Here is a 20,148-nt window from a genome sequence, read left to right as displayed (position 1 = left end):
GGCCCGGGGCCAACCGACGCGGCCACCGGGCCAGGCATGATGGCCCATACCGGCCAAGGGGGCACCGCAGCCCCCCTCACCCGTCGACGGGCAGCCGCCGCTCTACGATTTCGGCCCACCACGAACAGCCCGCGGGAATCGCGGCGTCGTTGAAATCGTATTCCGGGTGGTGAACCGCCGCCGTATCGCCGTTGCCCACCAGGATATAGGCCCCCGGCCGCGCGTTCAGCATGAACGAGAAATCCTCGCCCCCCATGACCAGGGGCGCCTCTTCGCAGCTGCCCGAAACGGCGCGCGCGACATCGGCCGCGAACGCGGTCTGCGCGTCCGAGTTCACCATCACGGGATAGTTCCGGGTATAGCTGACCCGGGCGGTGCAGCCCATCGCGGCGGCGGTGCCTTCGACGATCTCGGAAAAGCGCCGTTCGACCAGATCGTGCACGCCCTCGTCCAGCGTGCGCACCGTGCCCTTCAGGTGCACCCGGCTGGGGATCACGTTGAACGCCTTCGACGACGTCTCGAACGAGGTGACCGAGATCACCGCCTGCATCACCGGATCGACGTTGCGCGCGGCGATGGATTGCAGCGCGGTCACCACGTGCGCGCCGGCCAGCGTGGGATCGACCGTCTCGTGCGGCTTGGCGGCGTGACCGCCGCGGCCCTCGATCGTGACCTCGAAGAGGTCCGTCGCGGCAAAGAAGGACCCCGCGCGGATCGCGAAACTGCCAAGCGGCTGGCCCGGCCAGTTGTGCATGCCATAGACCTCTTCGATGCCGAAACGGTCCATCATCCCGTCCTCGACCATCTCGCGGCCGCCGCCGCCGCCCTCTTCCGCGGGCTGGAAGATGACCGCGACCGTGCCGTCGAAATTGCGCGTCTCGGCCAGATACTGCGCCGCGCCCAGAAGCATCGCGGTATGTCCGTCGTGCCCGCAGGCATGCATCGCGCCGGGCGTTTTCGAGGCATAGGCGAGGCCCGTTGCCTCTTCTATCGGCAGGGCGTCCATGTCGGCGCGCAGGCCGATGGTACGCCCCGAGTCGGTCCGGCGACCGCGGATCAGCCCGACGACGCCGGTGCGCCCGATCCCCTCGACCACCTCGTCACATCCGAAGTCGCGCAGCTTGGCTGCGACGATGGCGGCGGTGCGATGCGTTTCGAACAGGATCTCGGGGTTTTCATGCAGATCCCGGCGCCATTCGGTGATCGTGTCATGCAATTCGGCGAGGCGGTTCTTGACGGGCATGCGGCGCGCTCCTTCGGCGTGTCAGAGATGCGGTCCGAGGTCGATCTTCGAGCCGTCGGAGAAGCGCGACAACCGGAACCGGGACAGATCGTGGCCCGGCGCGCGGTCCATGGCAAGGTCAGCCGCGACGCGCCCCACCCCCGGCCCGATGCCGAAGCCGTGGCCTGAGAGGCCCGTGAGGATCACCAGGCCCGGCAGGCTGTCCGCCCGGTCGATCACCGGTACGGTATCGGGCATGGTGTCGATCATCCCCGCCCAGGCGGCCCGGACCCGGACCTCGCCCAGCTGCGGGAATGCCGCCCCGAAGAGCTTTGCCGCCTCCTGCGCCTTGCCCGCGTGCGGGGGCGGGTTCAGCACCCGCATCCGCTCGAACGGCGTCACCTCGTCGCCCGTCCAGTTCCGCCGCGTGCGCCACGCGTCGGGATAGCCCGCGGGTGCCGCGGGGCGGTAGGCCGACCCGAAGGGATCGCTGCGCAACTGCGGCACGAAGCTGCGGAATGCGCGAAAGGCGTCGGGTCCGATGTAGAAGTCATGGTAGTTCGACGGTGCAAGCGAATAGCCCCCGTCGGCCCGGCGGCGAAAGGCGATGCGGTCATCGGCGGCACAGCCGTCGAACACCTCGGGCAGTGCCTGGGTCGCGACGACGGTCGAGCGCACCGAGAGCTGCGGGATCGCGATGCCGTGCGCCCGCAGGAACAGCGAGGACCACGCGCCGCCCGCCAGCACCACGCGCGGGGCGCGGATCCGGCCCAGCTCGGTGACGACGCCGGCCACCCGGCCAGCCTCGATATCCAGCCGCCGCGCGGCACAGCCTTCGCGGATCACGACGCCTTCGCGCACCGCGGCGCGGGCCAGCGCGGGGACGGCGATCCATGGCTCGGCCCGCATGTCCGAGGCGGTCCAGAGCGCGCCGTGCCACGTCGTCGCCGCGCCGGGCAGCAGATCGGCGGTTTCCTTCTGCGTCAGCATCCGGCTGTCGAGCCCGTGTTCGTGCGCGAAGGGCATCCATTTCTCGTAGCGGTTCAGGTCGGCCCGGTTGCGGATCAGGTAGGCGGTGCCGGTCTGGCGCAGGCCCAGATCCTCGTTGGTTTCGGCCTGCATCGCCGTCCAGATGCGCTGCGCCTCCATCACGATGGGCAATTCTGCGGGATCGCGGCCCTGCTGGCGGATCCAGCCCCAGTTGCGCGACGACTGTTCGCCCGCCACCCGGCCCTTTTCCACCAGCACCACGCGCTGCCCCGCCTTGCGGCAGAACCAGGCCGTCATCACCCCCGCGACGCCGCCGCCGATGACGACGACGTCGGCCTCGGCGGGCAGGCTGCCGCGATGTTCCAGCGGGCGCGCCTCGGTCACGGGGCCGTCGGGCAGGTCTAGCGGCATAGGCTCTCCAGCAGATCGGTCATGAAGGCTTCGCCCGCCTCGAACTGGGGAATGGTGATGAATTCGTCGGCCTGGTGCGCCTGCGCGATGTCGCCCGGCCCGCACACGACCGAGGAATAGCCCGCCGTCTGGAAATGCCCCGCCTCGGTGCCGTAGCTGACCACGTGGCGGGCGTTGTCACCGGTGATCCGGCGCACGGTTTCCTCGGCCGCCCCGTCCGTTTCGGGGGCAAGCGCCGGCACGCCGAAGGTCGGGCGTACGTCGATCCGGGCCTCCGGGCGGACGGCCTGCATCGCCGCCTCGACCCGGGCGACCTCGGCCAGGAAGGCATCGCGCCAGGTTTCGACCGGGTCCGACGGCACGCAGCGCATCTCGATGAAGAACCGGCATTCCCGCGCGGTGATGTTGTGGGCGGTGCCGCCCGCGATCTTGCCCACGTGCAGCGTGGTGAAGGGCGGATCGAACAGGGCCGCCATCGCGTCGGGCGGTGCGGCGGCAAGCTCGGCGTTGCGGTCGTTGGCCCACTGGACCAGCCGCGCGGCCTCCATGATCGCGCTGACGCCCTGCGGCAGAAGCGAGGAGTGCACCTCGACCCCGTGGACTGTGACTTCGAAGCCGATGCCGCCCTTGTGGCCGGTCACGGGCCGCATCATCGACGGCTCGCCGATGATAGCGCAGGCGGCGCGCGGCAGGTCCGCCATCGCCGCGATCAGGGGCGGCGCGCCCTCGCAGCCGATCTCCTCGTCGTAGCTGAGCGCGATCTGGATCGGCCGCGCGAGGGACATGCCGCGCCCGCGCACCAGCGCGTCGATGGCCAGCGCATCGAAGCCCTTCATGTCCACCGCTCCGCGCCCGAACAGCTTGCCCTCGCCCTCGCGCAGGACGAAGGGGTCCGACGACCAGTCCTGCCCGTCGACCGGCACCACGTCGGTATGCCCCGACAGCACCACGCCGCCGGGCACCTCCGGCCCGACCGAAGCATAAAGCGCGGCCTTGCTGCGGTCTTCGTTCCAGTGCCGCTGCGAGGCGATGCCATGATCGGCCAGGTAGCCTTCGACCCAGTCGACGAGGTCGAGGTTCGAATCGCGGCTGACGGTCGGGAACGAGACGAGTTTTCCAAGGATCTCGCGTGGTTTCAGGCGGGTGGTCATGGCGCTTCCCTTCTCGGTTGAGGCGAGCGTGATACCGGCCGCGCGCAAGGTCAAGGCCGGGCGCCCATCCTTTGGGCAATCGCCCACGCCCTGACCAAAGGTCACCGTTTTGGCTGTTGCCGGATGCATTTTATTCGGTAACAGTTTTGGGACGGCGGCCAGCGAGATCGCCGATGAAAGGGCCGAAGAGCCCGACACACAGGGAGCTATCTATGCCGGACGGGGCCCAGCCGGTGCTGGACGTGCGCGATCTGAAGACGGTGTTCCGTACCAGATCGGGCGAGGTTCATGCCGTGAACTCGGTCAGTTTCGACCTGCGTCCGGGCGAGCTTCTGGGCGTTGTCGGCGAAAGCGGATCGGGCAAGTCGGTCACGATGATGTCGCTGATCGGGCTCGTCCCCATGCCCCCCGCCGAGATGCGTGGCGGCGAGGTGCTGTTTGGCGGGCAGGATCTGCTGCGCGCCGGCCCCGCCGCGATGCGCGCCATCCGGGGCAAGCGCATCGGCTTTGTCTTCCAGGACCCGATGACCTCGCTCAACCCCGTGTTCACGGTGGGCTACCAGCTGTGCGAGCCGCTGCGCCGCCACATGGGACTGTCGAAGGCCGCTGCACGCAAGCGCGCCGCCGAGCTGCTGGACCTCGTCGGTATCCCCGATGCAGCCCGGCGGCTGTCGGACTATCCCCACCAGTTCTCGGGCGGGATGCGGCAGCGGGTGATGATCGCGATGGCGCTGGCCTGCGACCCCGAGGTCCTGATCGCGGACGAACCGACCACCGCGCTCGACGTCACGATCCAGGCGCAGATCCTGGAGCTGGTGAAGGACCTGCGGCAGAAGCTGGGGATGGCGATCATCTGGATCACCCACGACCTGGGCGTGATCGCGGGGATCGCCGACAGGGTTCTGGTCATGTATGGCGGTCAGATCGTCGAACACGCGCCGGTGCGCGAGCTCTTCGCCAATCCCCAGCATCCCTACACCCGCGCCCTGCTCAAGACCGTTCCCAGCGTGCGGGGCGACCGCGCGCCGCGGCTGCGGGTGATCGAGGGGCAGCCGCCGATCCTGACCGCGGCCCCCGATGCCTGCCCCTTCCGGTTCCGCTGCGGCCACAGGTTCGATCGCTGCGATGCCGAGAACCCGCCGCGGTTTCCCACCGGCCCCGCGCATGACGCGGCCTGTTTCTGGGACCCCGCCACGGATGCCCCCCGCAATGCCTGATCGCGCAATGCCTGACCGCGTCCCGCCCCTGCCCCGCTCTGCCCCGGCCCTGCCGGGGGCCTGCGCCGTGCCGCAATGGCCCCGCCGCGAGGAGACCGCCGATGTCTGACGCCCGTGCCGCCAAGCTCGTTCAGGTGCGCGACCTCAAGATGCATTTTCCGATCCATGCCGGCGTGCTGCGCACCCGCGTGGGCGAGGTGAAGGCCGTCGATGGCGTCAGCTTCGACATCTACGAAGGCGAAACGCTGGGCCTCGTGGGGGAATCCGGCTGCGGCAAATCCACCTGCGGCCGCGCGGTGCTGCGGCTTTACGACCTGACCAGCGGATCGGTCCGCATCGACGGCACCGAGATCGGAGATGCCGGCCCTCAGCGCCTGCGCCGGATGCGTCGGGTGATGCAGATGGTATTCCAGGACCCGCAGGCCAGCCTGAACCCCCGGATGACGGTCGCGGGCATCATCGGCGAGCCGCTGGTCGAACACATGAAGATGTCGCGCAAGGACCGGCAGGAGAGGATCTATCAGCTGATGGATGCGGTGGGACTGAACCGGGCCTTCGCCAACCGCTACCCGCACGAATTCTCGGGCGGGCAGCGGCAGCGCATCGGGATCGCCCGGGCGCTGGCGCTGAACCCGAAGTTCATCATCTGCGACGAACCCATCGCCGCGCTCGACGTGTCGATCCAGGCGCAGGTGGTGAACCTGCTCGAGGATCTGCAGGAAGAGTTCGGGCTGACCTATCTCTTCATCAGCCACGACCTGTCGATGGTGCGCCACATCGCCGACCGCGTGGCGGTGATGTACCTGGGCAAGATCGCCGAGCTTGCGCCGCGCGACGCGATCTATGCCGAGCCGCTGCATCCCTACACGCAGGCGCTTCTGTCCGCCGTGCCCGAACCCGACCCGGTGCTGCACGACACCCAGCAGCGCACCGTCCTGAAGGGCGACGTGCCCTCGCCCGCCAAACCGCCCGAAGGCTGCAACTTCTGCACACGGTGCCCCCGGGTGATGGACGTCTGCCACCGGATCGACCCCGAGTATCGGGAGGTGGCCCCCGGCCGCTACGTCGCCTGCCACCTCTACAACGATGCACAGACCGCGGAGCAAACCGCGGCAGCGATGCCAGCTTGAATCCAGCAAGGAGACTGACATGAAACTGAGGACCGCACTGCTCGGCGCCGTGGCGCTGGGGCTTTCGGCCCTGGCGGGCTTTGCCCAGACCGAGGGCGACGCCGGCAATCCCGGCGGCGAGCGTGGCCGCGACGGCCAGCTCAACATCATCTACTGGCAGGCGCCATCGATTATGAACCCCTATCTCACGGGGGGGACCAAGGACTACGAGGCGGCGAGCCTCGTGCTTGAACCACTGGGCAGGTTCGACCCCGAGGGCAACCTGGTGCCTTACCTCGCCGAAGAGATCCCGACGGTCGAGAACGGCGGCGTCTCCGAGGATCTGACCAGCATCACCTGGAAGATCAAGGACGACGTCGAGTGGTCCGACGGCACGCCCGTCACCTCGGAAGACGTGCGCTTCACCTGGGAATACTGCACCGCCGAAGGCGGCGGCTGCGCGCAGGCGGCCAAGTTCGACGGGATCGAGGATGTCGAGATCGTCGATGAAAAGACCGCGACCGTGCATTTCGACACACCGAAACCCTACCCATACGCGGCCTTCATGGGCGGCCAGTCGCCCATCCTCCAGGCCGCGCAATTCGCCGACTGCCTGGGCCCCCGCGCGCCCGAATGCACCGAGGCGAACTTTAACCCCATCGGCACCGGCCCCTTCGTCGTCACCGACTTCCGTCCCAACGACGTGATCCAGCTGGAAGCCAACGACAACTTCCGCGACCCCGAAAAGCCTGCGTTCCAGACCGTCACGCTGAAGGGTGGCGGAGACGCGGCCGCCGCGGGTCGCGCGGTGATGGAGACGGGCGAATTCGACTATGCCTGGAACCTCCAGCTGGCGCCCGAGGTGCTGGACCAGATGGCCGCCGGCGGCCAGGGCGAACCGATCTCGGCCTTCGGCACGCTGGTCGAGCGGATCGAGATGAATCTCACCAACCCCGACCCGTCCCTGCCGCCCGAAACCCGCGCGACCCGGGCCGAACCGCACCCCTTCCTGTCGGAACAGCCCGTGCGACAGGCGCTGTCGATGGCCATCGACCGCCAGATCCTGACCGAGATCGGCTATGGCGTGGCGGGCCGCCCGACCTGCAACCTCGTGCCCGCGCCGGCGAACTATGCCGCCGACAACACCGACTGCCTGACGCAGGACATCGAAGGCGCCAAGGCGATGCTGGAGGAGGCCGGCTGGACCGACACCAACGGCAACGGCACCCGCGACAAGGATGGCGTCGAACTGACGATGCTGTTCCAGTCCTCGACCAACGCGGTGCGGCAGGACTTCCAGGCGCTGATCAAGGATTGGTGGCGCCAAATCGGTGTCGATGCCGAACTGCGCAACGTCGACAGCTCGGTCTTCTTCGGCGGTGACCCGGGCAGCCCGGACACCTTCCAGAAGTTCTATGCCGACGCCGAGATGTACGCCAACAACTTCGACGGCACCGACCCGCAGGCCTACCTGTCGATGTACCGCTGCGATAACGAGCCCCGGCCCGAAACGCAGTGGCAGGGCGAAAACATCAACCGCTTCTGCGACGAGGAATACGATGCGCTGCTGGATGAGCTCAGCCAGACCGCCGACCTCGAAGAACGCGGGCGCATCGCGAAAGAGCTCAACACCATCCTGACGGCCGACACCTACACCATCGTGCCGCTGGTCGATCGCGGCCGCGTCTCGGCCCGGGCGATGGATCTGGGTGGTGTCGAGCTTAACACCTGGGACAGCGAGTTGTGGAATGCGGCCGACTGGTACCGCATCGCCGAATGACCATTCCCGCCCCCCGCGTTCCATACGCGGGGGGCTTCCTTCCACGGCAGGACAGGCAGACGGCATGGCAGCGGCCCTGGTACAAAGACCCCATCGTCCCAAGCCCCCGGTGCACCGCGCCATCGCGACCCCGCTTTGCCGCCCCCGTTTCCCCAGACCCGGTGTGACCACATGCTGAACTATACCATCCGCCGGCTTCTGATCTCGATTCCGACGCTTCTCTTCATCTCCCTGGCGATCTTCCTGCTGCTCGAGCTGGCGCCAGGCGATCCGATGGCGCAGGTTCCCCTGACCGTGCCGCCCGAGGTCAAGCAGGCCATGCGCGAGGCCCTCGGCCTCGGCGAACCCGTCCATATCCGGTTCTGGAAGTGGATCGTGCAGTTCTTCTGGACCGAACCCCTGCACCTTTTCGACAGCTGGTTCGGCACCGCCTGGGCCGAAGGCCAGCAGCGCGTGATCTCGTGGCAGACCCGGTCCCCGGTGATGGAGATCGTGGCCCAGAGGATGCCGCAGACCCTGTGGGTGGTGGGCCTGTCCTACATTATCGGCACCCTGATCGCGCTGCCCATCGGCATCATCTCGGCCTATCGCCAGTATTCGATTTTCGACCAGATCGGCACCTTCGTGTCGATGGTGGGCTTCTCGGTCCCGACCTTTTTTACCGGGGTACTGCTGATCGTGATCTTCTCGGTCAAGCTGGGGTGGTTCCCGTCGATCTACGACACCACGCTGGTGGTGAACGACTGGTCCAGCTTCGTGCTGCAGCTGAAACAGATGGTGATGCCGGTCTTTGTGCTGGCGCTCTACAATGCCGCGCAGATCAGCCGCTTCATGCGTGCCTCGATGCTCGACAATCTCAACCAGGACTACGTGCGCACCGCCCGGGCCAAGGGCCTGACCGAACGCGTGGTGGTGCTGCTGCACGTGCTGCGCAACTCGATGATCCCGGTCGTCACGGTCATCGCGCTGGGGGTACCCACGGTCTTCGGCGGCGCCATCATCACCGAGCAGGTGTTCAAGGTGAACGGGCTCGGCCAGCTTCTGATCACCGCGATCCAGGCCAACGACCTGCCGATGGTGCAGTCTCTCACCTTCATCTTCGCCGTGCTGATCGTGCTCTTCAACCTGATCGCCGACGTGCTCTACGGCCTGCTCGACCCGAGGATCCGCTATGACTGACCGTCTCGCAGACGAACCCGCCCGCGGTCCCGACCACGGCCCCGATCGCGCCCATGCCGTCCCCGCCGGTGCCGTACCCGGCGGCATGGCGGTCGAGGGCGGCACCCCCGCCCCGCCCCGCAGCCAGTGGTGGGACGTGTGGGACCAGTTCAAGACCCACAAGGGCGCGATGGCCGGCGCGTTCGTCTTCCTCGTCATCCTTCTGGGCGTGATCCTCGGACCCTGGCTCTGGAGCATCGATCCCCAGGCGATCGACATCCGCGCCCGCAACTCGGGCCCCACGCTCGCCCATCCCTTCGGCACCGACCAGCTGGGCCGCGACACGCTGGCCCGGATGATCGCGGGCGGCCAGACCTCGATGGCGGTGGGCATCACCGCGATGCTGCTCAGCCTGGTCGTGGGCACCGCGGTGGGCGTGCTCGCCGGCTATTTCCGCAGGCTCGACGGGATCCTGATGCGGCTCACCGACCTTTTCCTCGCGCTGCCCCTGCTGCCGCTTTTGCTGGTGATCATCCTGCTCTTCCGCGACCGGCTGCGCGCCGTCTTCGGGCCCGAGACGGGTATCTTCCTGCTGATCGTCTTCGTCATCGGCATCACCAGCTGGATGCAGACGGCGCGGATCGTGCGCGGCGACGTGCTGGCCATCAAGGAACGCGAGTTCGTCCTTGCGGCGAAATCCATCGGTACGCCGGCGCACCGGATGATCTTCCGCCACATCCTGCCCAACGTGCTGTCGCCGATCATGGTCTCGGCCACGCTGGGCATCGCGACCGCGATCATCACCGAAAGCGCGCTCAGCTTCCTTGGCCTGGGCTTCCCTTCGGACTACCCCACCTGGGGGCGCCTTCTCTACGACGCGACCGACTACCTGCAGCAATACCCCGAGCGGGTGATCTGGCCCGGTATCGCGATCTCGCTCACCGTGCTCTCGGTCAACTACATCGGCGACGGACTGCGCGACGCGCTCGACCCCCGCATCCGCGGTCGGTAGGGGCCCCGCATCCGCGGTCGATCGGCCCCGCGCTCCGCGGTCGATCGGCCCCGCGCTCCGCGGTCTGTCGCGCTGTCAAGGATCGCCGCAAGGCGACGGGGCGCCAGCCCCGCCTGTCCTTGACAGCGCGACAGGCCGCACCACCCTCGGGCGGGCGTCTTGAGAAGCAGCCTGCTTCTCAAGCGCCTCCCCAGCAAACGGCACCATACGCCGAGGCCGGGAGAAGCCCCCGCCCCCGAAGCGTCGCTCACGAGATTTCGGACATGGAAATGCGCGGAAGCGCACCTTGTGACAGGTCGCTCCCGCGCAGACCGGGTCCGGCTATTTCGCCGGATCCTTGGGGGTGGCCTTCGGCGCGGCCTTGGCGGCCTTTTCCAGGTTCTCGACCGCCTCGTCGACCTGTCCGCGCACCTGCGTGAAGGCCTGTTCATTCGCCTCGCGCGTGGCTTCGGCCATACGGCGCATCAGCCGAAGCGCCTCTTCCACAGCGTCCGACATCGACCGCGTCTTCGCGGTCAGCGTGTCGGGCCCCGCGGTATCCTCGGCCCACTCGTACTGCTGGCGCGCGGCGAGGGTGAGTTTGCCGAAGATCTCCATCTGCTTGTCCAGCATGTCCTTGTAGGCCTCTGCCGCGGCCTTGTTGGCCTCGGACATCGCCTCGAAGTTGCGCTGGTTCGCCTTGATGATGGACTCCATGTCGAAAAGCTCCGCCTTGGGGGGCTGGAACATCGCGAACATGGACTGCGGGTTGAACATTCGTGCCATCTGCTCTGGGTCGAAACCCTGCATGTACTGGCTCATGTCCCACGGGTTCTTGGTCGTCATCGGCAACTCCTCCTCTGCGCCGTCACCCCCGCTTTTTCGGGGGCATGAGATCGGTGATCGTGCCTTCGAACATCTCTGCCGCGAAATTGACGGTCTCGCTCAGCGTCGGATGCGGGTGGATCGTGTGGCCAAGATCGACCGCGTCTGCCCCCATCTCGATCGCCAGGGCGACCTCGGCGATCAGCTCGCCCGCATTGGTCCCGACGATCGCGCCGCCGATCACCCGGTCATCCTCGGGGTCGAAAAGGATCTTGGTCATTCCGTCGGACCGCCCGTTCGACAGCGCCCGGCCCGACGCCGCCCAGGGGAAGACCCCCTTGCGATAGTCGATGCCCTGCGCCTTGGCTTGGGTTTCGGTCAGACCGACCCACGCGACCTCGGGGTCAGTATAGGCGACCGAGGGGATCACCAGCGCATCGAAGGCGCGCTTTTCGCCCGACGCGACCTCGGCCGCGACCTTGCCCTCGTGCACCGCCTTGTGGGCAAGCATCGGCTGGCCCACCACGTCACCGATGGCAAAGATGTGGTCCTGCCCGGTGCGCTGCTGGTGGTCGACGGCGATAAATCCGCGGTCGTCGACCTTCACGCCCGCCTTCTCGGCATCGATCAGCTTGCCGTTGGGGCTGCGGCCCACCGCGACCAGAAGCTTGTCGAAGGTGTCGGTGGTTTCCTTGCCGTCGGCATCCTCGAAGGTGACCTTCAGCCCGTCGTCCTGCGCCTCGACCTTCGTCACCTTGGTCTTGAGCAGGATGTTCTCGTAGCGCTTGGAGATGCGCTGCGACAGCGGTTTGACGATGTCCTTGTCGGCGCCGGGGATGATCTGGTCCATCAGCTCGACCACCGTCACCTTGGCGCCGAGCGCGTCGTAGACGCATGCCATTTCCAGCCCGATGATCCCGCCGCCCAGCACCAGCATGCGGCCGGGAATGTCGGACAATTCCAGCGCGCCGGTCGAATCGATCACGCGCGGATCGTCATGCGGTACGAAGGGCAGCTTTACCGACGACGAGCCCGCCGCGATGATGCACTGGTCGAAGGAGACAGTCTGCGTGCCCTCCGCGCCCGCGACCTCGATCATGTTGGGACCGGTGAACTTGCCCCAGCCCTGCACCACGGTGACCTTGCGCTGCTTGGCAAGGCCCTTGAGCCCGCCCGTGAGCTGGCCCACGACGCTGTCCTTCCAGTCACGCAGTTCGTCGAGGTCGATCTGCGGTTTCGCGAAGGTGATGCCGTGATCGCCCATCTCCTCGGCCTCGGTGATGACCTTGGCCGCGTGCAGAAGCGCCTTTGAGGGAATGCAGCCCACGTTCAGGCAGACACCGCCCAGCGTGGCGTATTTCTCGATCAGGACCACGGACTTGCCGAGATCCGCGGCGCGGAAGGCGGCGGTGTAGCCACCCGGGCCCGACCCCAGGACGACCACGTCGGCCTGGACGTCGCCCTTGCCCGACGCATCGCCCGCGGGCTTCACCGCCTCGGGCCGGTCGGCATGCGGGGCGCGCCCCCGGCCGCCGTATCCGCCGGGCTGCGAGCCACCCGCAGCCTTGGCATCCGACGATGCGGCACGCGCCGGATCGGCGGACCCTGTCGGGCCCTCTTCACCCTTGCCGGTGCCGGCATCGCCGCCGTCGCCGGCGCCGGCCTCATCGCCGGCGTCCTCGGCTTCCAACACCATGATCAGCGAGCCCTGGGCGACCTTGTCGCCCTCGGCCACCTTGATCTCGACCACCTTGCCGGCGGCGGGCGACGGCACTTCCATCGTCGCCTTGTCGGATTCCAGTTCGATCAGCGGATCCTCGGCGGCGACGGTGTCGCCGACCTTGACCAGGACGCCCACGACGGGGACGTCCGAGAAATCACCGATATCGGGGACCTTAACATCCATGCCGGTCTCCTTACAGCATCAGCCGGCGCACGTCGCCGAGCAGGTGTTTCAGGGTCGCGCAGAACCGGGCTGCCAGCGCACCGTCGATCGCACGGTGATCGTAGCTGAGCGACAGGGGCAGCATGTTGCGCGGCACGAACTGCTCGCCATCCCACACCGGCGCCATCTTGGACCGCGTCAGGCCCAGGATCGCCACCTCGGGCGCGTTGACGATGGGGGTGAAGGACGTGCCCCCGATCCCGCCCAGCGACGAGATGGTGAAGCTGGCGCCCTGCATGTCCGCGCCCTTGAGCTTGCCGTCGCGCGCGGCCGCGCTCAGGTCGCCCAGTTCCTTCGAGATCTGGATGATCCCCTTGCGGTCGGCATCCTTGATGACCGGAACCACGAGACCCTGCGGCGTGTCGGCGGCAAAGCCGATATGGTAGTAATCCTTGCGGATCAGCTTGTCGCCGTCGGGATGGAGCGAGGAGTTGACCTCCCAATGCTCCTTCAGCGCCGAAACGCAGGCCTTGATCGCGAAGGACAGAAGCGTGACGCGATAGCCGTCCTTCTTCGCCTCCGTGTCGAGCTCCTTGCGGTACTTGTCGAGCTCGGTGATGTCGGCCTCTTCGTTGTGGGTGACATGCGGGATGTTCAGCCACGACCGGTGCAGCGCGGGGCCCGAGATCTTCTTGATCCGGGACATCTCGACATCTTCCACGGGCCCGAACTTGGTAAAGTCCACGGCCGGGATCGGCGGGATGCCCGAGCCTTGCGCCGGGGCTGCGCCCTGACCCGCGGGCGCGCCGCCCTGCTGGGACTGGAAGTGCTTGGTCACATCCTCACGCAGGATGCGGCCCTTGCGGCCCGATCCGTTCACGCGCTGGATGTCGACGCCAAGGTTGCGGGCAAAGGCCCGGACCGAGGGCGAGGCATGCGCCTTGCCCGCGTTGCCGTCGGTGACCGAGGTCACGGGTTCCGATTTCGGCGCGTCCGACTTGGCCGCCTCTTTCTTCGGCGCCTCCGCGGTCTCTTCGGAGCGGGTATGCTCCTTGTCCTTGTCCTTGTCATCCGTCTTGGTCGCGTCCGCGTCGCTGGCGCCTTCGCCGGCGTCCTCTTCGAGGATCAGGATCAACGACCCCTGGCTGAGGTTGTCCCCCTCGGCGACCTTGATCTCCTTGACCTTGCCCGACGCGGAGGAGGGAACCTCCATCGTGGCCTTGTCGGATTCAAGCTCGATCAGAGGGTCTTCCTCCTTCACCGTGTCGCCCACGCTGACCAGGACCGACACCACGGGGATGTCGGTGAAATCGCCGATGTCGGGCACTTTGACTTCGATTGCCATCGTTTCTTGTCCTTTCTTCGGCGTCTTCAGACCAGCCGCGGGTTCGGCTTGTCGCCGTCGATTCCGTATTTCTCGATCGCCTGTTTCACCACGCTCTCGTCGACACCGCCCTGGCGGTACAACTCGACCACCGCGGCGGCCGCGATGTGATCGGCGTCGACCTCGAAGAAGTCGCGCAGGTTCTTGCGGCTGTCAGACCGGCCGAAGCCATCAGTGCCCAGCACCGTGAAGGGCTGCTTGACGAAGCCGCGGATCTGTTCGCCGAAGTTCTTCATGTAGTCGGTGGCGACGATGATCGGGCCCTTCGCGTCCTCAAGCGTCTTGGTGACATAGGGCACCTTCTGCTCGCCCAGCGGGTTCAGGCGGTTCCAGCGGACACAATCCTGCCCGTCACGCGCCAGTTCGTTGAAGGACGTGGCCGACCAGATGTCGGAGGTGATGCCGAAATCCTCTTGCAGCATTTCGGCCGCCTTCATCGCCTGCACCAGGATCGTGCCCGACCCCATGAGGTTCACGTGCTTCTTGCCCGGCTTGGCGGTCTTGGACAGGCGGTAGAGACCGCGCTTGATCCCCTCTTCCGCGCCCTCGGGCATGTCGGGATGCGAATAGTTCTCGTTCATCAGGGTGAGGTAGAAATACACGTCCTCCTTGTCGGCGAACATGCGCTGCAGGCCGTGCTGCACGATCACCGCGACCTCGTACTGGAAGGTCGGGTCGTAGCTGATGCAGTTCGGCACGGTCGAGGACAGGATGTGGCTGTGCCCGTCCTCGTGCTGAAGCCCCTCGCCATTCAGCGTGGTGCGCCCCGCGGTGCCCCCCAGAAGGAAGCCGCGCGCGCGGCTGTCGCCTGCCGCCCAGCACAGGTCGCCGACCCGCTGGAAGCCGAACATCGAATAGTAGATGTAGAACGGGATCATCGGGACCCCGTGGTTGGAATAGGCCGTCGCCGCGGCGATCCAGTCGGCCATCGCACCGGCTTCGTTGATGCCTTCCTGCAGGACCTGACCGTCCTTCTGTTCCTTGTAGAACAGCATCTGGTCGGCGTCGGCGGGCGTGTAGGTCTGGCCCAGCGGGTTGTAGATCCCGACCGAGCGGAACAGCCCTTCCATCCCGAAGGTGCGGCTTTCGTCCGGCACGATCGGCACGACCCGGTCGCCCACCTTCTTGTCCCGCAGAAGCTGGGTCAGGATGCGCACGAAGCCCATGGTGGTGGACACTTCGCGGTCGCCCGTACCCTTCAGCAGCGAATCGAACGCATCGAGCCCCGGCACCTCGAGCGCGGGCGCCCCGGTGTAGCGCTTGGGGAATTCGCCGCCCAGGGCCTCGCGCTTTTCAAGCAGGTAGGATTTCTGCGCGTTGTTCAGCTTGATATAGGGCGCCTTCGGCAGATCCTCGTCCGACACGGGAATGTCGAAGCGGTCGCGCATCGCGCGCAGCTGGTCCTCGGCGACCTTCTTGGCCTGGTGGGCGGTGTTCTGGCCCTCGCCGGCCTTGCCCATGCCATAGCCCTTGACCGTCTTGACCAGCAGGCAGGTCGGCTGATCCTCGGCCGCGGTCGCCCGCTTGAAGGCGGTGTAGACCTTCTGGGTATCGTGGCCGCCGCGACGCAGATCCCAGATCTGCTCGTCCGTCCAATCCTCGACCAGCGCCGCCGTCTCGGGGTACTTGCCGAAGAAATGTTCGCGGATATAGGCGCCGTCCTTCGATTTAAAGGTCTGGTAGTCGCCGTCGACGGTTTCCTCCATCAGCTGGCGCAGGCGGCCGCTGACGTCCTTTTCCAGAAGCTCGTCCCAGCCGCGGCCCCAGAGCACCTTGATGACGTCCCAGCCCGCGCCGCGGAACGACCCCTCAAGCTCCTGCACGATCTTGTGGTTGCCGCGCACCGGACCGTCCAGCCGCTGCAGGTTGCAGTTGACCACGAAGATCAGGTTGTCGAGCTTTTCGCGCGCGGCAAGACCGATGGCACCCAGGCTTTCGGGTTCGTCCATCTCGCCGTCGCCGAGGAAGCACCAGACCTTGCGGTCGGACTTCTCGATCAGGCCGCGGTTCTCCATGTATTTCATGAAGCGCGCCTGGTAGATCGCCATGAGCGGCCCGAGGCCCATCGAAACGGTCGGGAACTGCCAGTAATCCGGCATAAGCCAGGGGTGCGGGTAGGAGGACAGCCCCTCGCCCGCGACCTCTGAGCGGAAGTTCTCAAGCTGCTCTTCCGACAGCCGCCCCTCGAGGAAGGAGCGTGCGTAGATGCCGGGGATCACGTGGCCCTGGAAGAACACCAGATCGCCGCCGTGGGTTTCGCTGCGCGCCCGCCAGAAATGGTTGAGGCCCACGTCGTACATCGCCGCCGACGAGGCGTAAGAGGCGATGTGCCCGCCGTATTCGCTGGATTCCTTGTTCCGACGGACCACCATCGCCATCGCGTTCCAGCGATTGATGGCGCGGATCCGGCCCTCCATGTCGACGTCGCCCGGGATCTCCATCAGGTCGTCGGCGGGGATCGTGTTCTGATAGGGCGTGGTGGCCGAGAAGGGCAATTGCGCCCCCGCGGCCCGGGCCTGTTGCACCGCCTTGTCGAGCAGGTAGTGCGCCCGGTCGGGACCGTCGCGCGCGATCACGTCCTCGATCGCTTCTTGCCATTCCTGCGATTCGACCGGATCGATATCGGGTGTGCCGTCTTTCATGGAATCCTTCCTTTAGACGAAGAACTGGCCGCCATTGGCGGTGATCGTCGCACCGGTGATGAAACCCGCGTCATCCGACGCGAGGAACTTGACGCAGCGCGCCACCTCCTCGGGTTCGCCCAGACGCCCCACGGGGATCTGCGGCAGGATGCGGTCGTTCAGCACCTTTTCGTCGATCGCGCGCACCATCTCTGTCCCGATATAGCCCGGACAAATGGCGTTCACAGTGATGCCGGCGCGGGCCCCTTCCTGGGCCAGCGCCTTGGTGAAGCCCAGATCGCCGGCCTTGGCGGCGGAGTAGTTGGCCTGCCCCGCCTGTCCTTTCTGACCGTTGATCGAACTGATTGTGATGACCCGGCCGAACTTGCGCGACCGCATTCCCGGCCAGGCGCAGTGGGTCATGTTGAAGACGCCGGTGAGGTTCGTGCCAATGACCTCGTGCCATTGCTCGGGCGTCATCTTGTGAAACATGGCGTCTCGGGTGATGCCCGCGTTGTTGATCAGGACGTCGACCGGACCGATCTCGTCCTCGACCTGCACGATGCCGGCCTTGCAGGCCTCGTAGTCGGCGACCGACCACTTGAAGGCCTTGATGCCGGTTTCGTCTGTGAAGGCGCGCGCCTTGTCGTCGTTGCCGGCGTAGTTCGCCGCCACGGCGTATCCCGCCTCTTTCAGACCTGTCGCGATGGCCGCGCCGATGCCGCGCGTTCCCCCCGTCACAAGTGCAACCCGTGCCATATGTCCCCTCCCAAGGTTGTCGTCGGCCCGTCCGGCCGGTCTTCCGCCAGTTGCCCGCTGCGTTGACGCTTGTATCTGGGCAATCCCGTCATGCGGCTCCGGTTCCGTTTGCGCCAACGCAATAGGGACACGGCTTTGCGCCCCGTTGCAAGGGCTGCAAGACCCCGATTAGACAGGCTTTTCATGCCGCACTGCAGCGCGTATAAGCGGCCCGGACACATCCGGAAGGGTCGCCCCATGCGCAGCGCAACAATCACCCGCAAGACCGCCGAGACAGAGATCGAAGTTATGATCGAGCTCGATGGGCAAGGGAGCTATGACAATCGCACAGGGGTGGGTTTCTTCGATCACATGCTTGATCAACTTGCGCGGCATGCGCTGATCGACATGCACGTGAAAGCTCAGGGCGATCTGCATATCGACGACCACCACACGGTCGAGGATTGCGGAATCGCCCTCGGCCAGGCCCTGCGCGAGGCGCTTGGCGACAAGCGCGGCATCCGCCGCTACGGCGAATGCCACCTCCCGATGGATGACACGCTGGTGCGCGCGGCACTGGATCTGTCCGGCCGGCCCTGGCTGTCGTGGAACGTCGCGATGACGGCGCCGCAGATCGGCCGCTTCGACACCGAGCTGGTGCGCGAGTTCTTCCAGGGCCTCGCCACGCATGGCGGCATCACCCTGCACGTCGACCTGATCCGCGGGGTCAATTCGCACCACATCGCCGAAGCGGCGTTCAAGGCCGTGGCCCGCGCCCTGCGCATGGCGGTCGAGGCCGACCCGCGGGCGGGGGGCATCCTGCCGTCCACGAAGGGGGCGCTCTGACGGTGCTGACGGTTCTGATCGATTACGAAAGCGGCAACCTGCATTCGGCCGAAAAGGCGTTCCAGCGGATGGCGCGCGAAACCGGCGCGGGCGAGGTTCTGGTGTCGTCCCGCCCCGAGGACGTGGCCCGGGCCGACCGCATCGTCCTGCCCGGTGACGGGGCCTTTCCGGCCTGCCGCGCGGCATTGATGCACGACCGGGCGGGCCTGCACGAGGCGCTGCTCGACGCCGTCGAGGTCCGCGCCCGCCCATTTCTGGGCATCTGCGTCGGCATGCAGCTGATGGCGACGCTCGGGCGGGAATACGAGGATACGCCGGGCCTGGGATGGATTTCGGGCGAGGTCGTGCGGATCCAGCCCGGCAACGCCGCGATGAAGGTGCCGCACATGGGCTGGAACGATCTGGTGATCGACCGCCCCCACCCGGTGCTAGACGGCCTGTCGACGGGGGATCACGCCTATTTCGTGCACTCCTACCAGATGCGGGTGACAGACCCGGCCGAGTTGCTGGCACACTGCGACTATGGCGGCGACGTCACCGCCGTCGTCGGCACGGACAACAAGGTCGGGGCACAGTTCCACCCCGAAAAGAGCCAGAGCGCCGGGCTGCGCCTGATCGCGAACTTCCTGACCTGGACTCCCTGAACCGCTCATCCTGACCTGCCCCCCAGCCGCGCGGGCACAGGGCGATGAGACCAAGGGCCGGCTGGGGAAAGGCAGCCTGTGCCGCCCTTCCCCGTTACGGCCAGGACGCTTCTGCCCTCAGCTGACCGGCTTGCCGCCGGTGACGGCCAGGATCTCGCCCACGGTAAAGCTCGCGTCGTTCGAGGCGAGGTAGACGAAGGCGCCCGCGATCTCGGCCGGCTGGCCCGGACGGCCCATGGGCGTCTCCTCCCCGAAATGGGCGACCTTTTCCTGCGTCTGCCCACCCGCGGGCTGCAGCACGGTCCAGAACGGCCCCGGCGCCACGCCGTTGACCCGGATGCCGTGGTCGACCGCCACCTGTGCGAAGGCCACGGTAAAGCCACGGATCGCGAACTTGGTCGTTGCGTAATCCAGCAGGTGCGGGCTGGGATCGAAACCCTGTGTCGACGCGACGGTGATGATCGAGGCGCCCACCGGCATCACCTTCATGGCCTCCTGGCTCATCCAGAACATCGCGTAGACATTGGTCTTCATCGTCTGGTCGAACTGTTCCGAGCTGATCTCGGTGATGTCGGGCTGGGTCACCTGCTTGCCCGCGTTCAGCACCATGATGTCGAGCCCGCCCAGGGCCTCGGCCGCCTGGCGCACGATGCCGCGCGCGGTCTCTTCGTCGGTCAGGTCGCCGGGCAGCTTCACCAGCTTGCGCCCCTCGTTCTCGAAAAGGCCGGCGAGGTCGTTGGCGTCATCCTCTTCCTGCGGCAGGTAGTTGATCGCGACCTCGGCGCCCTCGCGGGCATAGGCGATGGCCACGGCGCGTCCGATGCCGCTATCTCCGCCGGTGATCAGGGCGCGGCGCCCCTTCAGCCGGTTCGACCCGCGATAGCTGTCCTCGCCATGATCGGGCTCGGGCTTCATCTTGGCGTCGAGGCCCGTGGCCTCCTGCGGCTGCTTTTCGAAAGGCGGGCGGGGGTAGAGATCGCGGGGATCGCGAAGGTCGGGGGCGTCGGCCATGATGGCTCCTTGCGGCTTGCTGTCAGCTGTCGCCGACAAACGCCGCGCCGGGCGGGGGCGGTTCCGCCCACCTGGGCAGAATGCGCCGAAGGGCCCCCTGCCCGTCACCTTTGATCGTCACCGTTGCCCGTCGTCTTTGCCCGCCACCTGAGCACTTCACCCCGG

Annotated in this window: 16 protein-coding genes; 7 read left to right on the top strand and 9 right to left on the bottom strand. The window is 66.9% G+C overall.

Features of this window, described 5'->3' with window-relative positions; genetic code table 11:
• Positions 1-76: 76 nt before the first annotated feature.
• The 3 genes from EKE94_RS16510 to argE are packed head-to-tail and all read right to left on the bottom strand — an operon-like array spanning position 77 to position 3,774.
• Positions 77-1,243, bottom strand: a complete 1,167-nt coding sequence (locus tag EKE94_RS16510) for a M20 aminoacylase family protein (RefSeq protein WP_127907733.1) — start codon at positions 1,241-1,243, stop codon at positions 77-79.
• 21 nt (positions 1,244-1,264) lie between these two features.
• The gene (locus tag EKE94_RS16505; protein ID WP_127907732.1) at positions 1,265-2,623 is read right to left on the bottom strand and encodes an NAD(P)/FAD-dependent oxidoreductase; all 1,359 of its coding nucleotides are present in this window, start codon (positions 2,621-2,623) and stop codon (positions 1,265-1,267) included.
• Positions 2,614-3,774 (bottom strand): acetylornithine deacetylase, encoded by a 1,161-nt coding sequence (gene argE, locus EKE94_RS16500; protein ID WP_127907731.1) that lies wholly within the window; start codon positions 3,772-3,774, stop codon positions 2,614-2,616. Before argE ends, EKE94_RS16505 begins: the two co-directional genes overlap by 10 nt.
• Positions 3,775-3,986: 212 nt before the next feature.
• Here argE and EKE94_RS16495 point away from each other — a divergent pair, with 212 nt between their 5' ends.
• From EKE94_RS16495 to EKE94_RS16475, 5 genes are all read left to right on the top strand, one after another.
• A complete protein-coding gene (locus EKE94_RS16495; protein WP_127907730.1) occupies positions 3,987-4,991 on the top strand; it encodes an ABC transporter ATP-binding protein in 1,005 nt (334 codons plus the stop codon).
• Positions 4,992-5,092: 101 nt separating this feature from the next.
• A complete protein-coding gene (locus EKE94_RS16490) occupies positions 5,093-6,121 on the top strand; it encodes an ABC transporter ATP-binding protein (protein WP_127907729.1) in 1,029 nt (342 codons plus the stop codon).
• A gap of 19 nt (positions 6,122-6,140) precedes the next feature.
• Positions 6,141-7,880 (top strand): peptide ABC transporter substrate-binding protein, encoded by a 1,740-nt coding sequence (locus EKE94_RS16485; protein WP_127907728.1) that lies wholly within the window; start codon positions 6,141-6,143, stop codon positions 7,878-7,880.
• A 171-nt stretch (positions 7,881-8,051) separates the two neighbouring features.
• The gene (locus EKE94_RS16480) at positions 8,052-9,059 is read left to right on the top strand and encodes an ABC transporter permease (RefSeq protein WP_127907727.1); all 1,008 of its coding nucleotides are present in this window, start codon (positions 8,052-8,054) and stop codon (positions 9,057-9,059) included.
• Between the two features lie 85 nt (positions 9,060-9,144).
• Positions 9,145-10,050, top strand: a complete 906-nt coding sequence (locus tag EKE94_RS16475) for an ABC transporter permease (RefSeq protein ID WP_127907766.1) — start codon at positions 9,145-9,147, stop codon at positions 10,048-10,050.
• Between the two features lie 321 nt (positions 10,051-10,371).
• Here EKE94_RS16475 and EKE94_RS16470 read toward each other — a convergent pair whose 3' ends face one another.
• Genes EKE94_RS16470 through phbB form a run of 5 tightly spaced genes read right to left on the bottom strand, consistent with a single transcriptional unit; the run spans position 10,372 to position 17,503 of the window.
• A complete protein-coding gene (locus EKE94_RS16470; protein WP_127907726.1) occupies positions 10,372-10,875 on the bottom strand; it encodes a hypothetical protein in 504 nt (167 codons plus the stop codon).
• A gap of 22 nt (positions 10,876-10,897) precedes the next feature.
• Positions 10,898-12,760 (bottom strand): dihydrolipoyl dehydrogenase, encoded by a 1,863-nt coding sequence (gene lpdA / locus EKE94_RS16465; RefSeq protein WP_127907725.1) that lies wholly within the window; start codon positions 12,758-12,760, stop codon positions 10,898-10,900.
• A gap of 10 nt (positions 12,761-12,770) precedes the next feature.
• A complete protein-coding gene (gene aceF / locus EKE94_RS16460; RefSeq protein WP_127907724.1) occupies positions 12,771-14,084 on the bottom strand; it encodes a dihydrolipoyllysine-residue acetyltransferase in 1,314 nt (437 codons plus the stop codon).
• A gap of 26 nt (positions 14,085-14,110) precedes the next feature.
• Positions 14,111-16,765 (bottom strand): pyruvate dehydrogenase (acetyl-transferring), homodimeric type, encoded by a 2,655-nt coding sequence (gene aceE / locus EKE94_RS16455; RefSeq protein WP_127907723.1) that lies wholly within the window; start codon positions 16,763-16,765, stop codon positions 14,111-14,113.
• A 12-nt stretch (positions 16,766-16,777) separates the two neighbouring features.
• Positions 16,778-17,503 (bottom strand): acetoacetyl-CoA reductase, encoded by a 726-nt coding sequence (phbB, locus tag EKE94_RS16450; RefSeq protein ID WP_127907722.1) that lies wholly within the window; start codon positions 17,501-17,503, stop codon positions 16,778-16,780.
• Positions 17,504-17,740: 237 nt separating this feature from the next.
• Here phbB and hisB point away from each other — a divergent pair, with 237 nt between their 5' ends.
• Both hisB and hisH read left to right on the top strand, forming a co-directional pair.
• The gene (gene hisB / locus EKE94_RS16445) at positions 17,741-18,328 is read left to right on the top strand and encodes an imidazoleglycerol-phosphate dehydratase HisB (protein WP_127907721.1); all 588 of its coding nucleotides are present in this window, start codon (positions 17,741-17,743) and stop codon (positions 18,326-18,328) included.
• Positions 18,329-18,330: 2 nt separating this feature from the next.
• Complete coding sequence (gene hisH / locus EKE94_RS16440; protein ID WP_127907720.1) at positions 18,331-18,972, top strand: imidazole glycerol phosphate synthase subunit HisH; 642 nt, start codon at positions 18,331-18,333, stop codon at positions 18,970-18,972.
• Positions 18,973-19,089: 117 nt separating this feature from the next.
• On the opposite strand, the gene EKE94_RS16435 is transcribed toward hisH, so the two are convergent.
• A complete protein-coding gene (locus EKE94_RS16435) occupies positions 19,090-19,983 on the bottom strand; it encodes an SDR family oxidoreductase (RefSeq protein ID WP_127907719.1) in 894 nt (297 codons plus the stop codon).
• Positions 19,984-20,148: the final 165 nt, after the last annotated feature.

The organism is Mesobaculum littorinae (assembly GCF_004011175.1).
GTDB lineage: Bacteria > Pseudomonadota > Alphaproteobacteria > Rhodobacterales > Rhodobacteraceae > Tranquillimonas > Tranquillimonas littorinae.
This window is presented reverse-complemented; position numbering and strand designations above follow the sequence as displayed.

What these genes read in the sequence shown, in the direction of transcription:
- EKE94_RS16510 (WP_127907733.1), bottom strand. Translation starts at nt 1,243, where the DNA reads ATGCCCGTCAAGAACCGCCTCGCCGAATTGCATGACACGATCACCGAA.
- EKE94_RS16505 (WP_127907732.1), bottom strand. Translation starts at nt 2,623, where the DNA reads ATGCCGCTAGACCTGCCCGACGGCCCCGTGACCGAGGCGCGCCCGCTG.
- argE (WP_127907731.1), bottom strand. Translation starts at nt 3,774, where the DNA reads ATGACCACCCGCCTGAAACCACGCGAGATCCTTGGAAAACTCGTCTCG.
- EKE94_RS16495 (WP_127907730.1), top strand. Translation starts at nt 3,987, where the DNA reads ATGCCGGACGGGGCCCAGCCGGTGCTGGACGTGCGCGATCTGAAGACG.
- EKE94_RS16490 (WP_127907729.1), top strand. Translation starts at nt 5,093, where the DNA reads ATGTCTGACGCCCGTGCCGCCAAGCTCGTTCAGGTGCGCGACCTCAAG.
- EKE94_RS16485 (WP_127907728.1), top strand. Translation starts at nt 6,141, where the DNA reads ATGAAACTGAGGACCGCACTGCTCGGCGCCGTGGCGCTGGGGCTTTCG.
- EKE94_RS16480 (WP_127907727.1), top strand. Translation starts at nt 8,052, where the DNA reads ATGCTGAACTATACCATCCGCCGGCTTCTGATCTCGATTCCGACGCTT.
- EKE94_RS16475 (WP_127907766.1), top strand. Translation starts at nt 9,145, where the DNA reads ATGGCGGTCGAGGGCGGCACCCCCGCCCCGCCCCGCAGCCAGTGGTGG.
- EKE94_RS16470 (WP_127907726.1), bottom strand. Translation starts at nt 10,875, where the DNA reads ATGACGACCAAGAACCCGTGGGACATGAGCCAGTACATGCAGGGTTTC.
- lpdA (WP_127907725.1), bottom strand. Translation starts at nt 12,760, where the DNA reads ATGGATGTTAAGGTCCCCGATATCGGTGATTTCTCGGACGTCCCCGTC.
- aceF (WP_127907724.1), bottom strand. Translation starts at nt 14,084, where the DNA reads ATGGCAATCGAAGTCAAAGTGCCCGACATCGGCGATTTCACCGACATC.
- aceE (WP_127907723.1), bottom strand. Translation starts at nt 16,765, where the DNA reads ATGAAAGACGGCACACCCGATATCGATCCGGTCGAATCGCAGGAATGG.
- phbB (WP_127907722.1), bottom strand. Translation starts at nt 17,503, where the DNA reads ATGGCACGGGTTGCACTTGTGACGGGGGGAACGCGCGGCATCGGCGCG.
- hisB (WP_127907721.1), top strand. Translation starts at nt 17,741, where the DNA reads ATGCGCAGCGCAACAATCACCCGCAAGACCGCCGAGACAGAGATCGAA.
- EKE94_RS16435 (WP_127907719.1), bottom strand. Translation starts at nt 19,983, where the DNA reads ATGGCCGACGCCCCCGACCTTCGCGATCCCCGCGATCTCTACCCCCGC.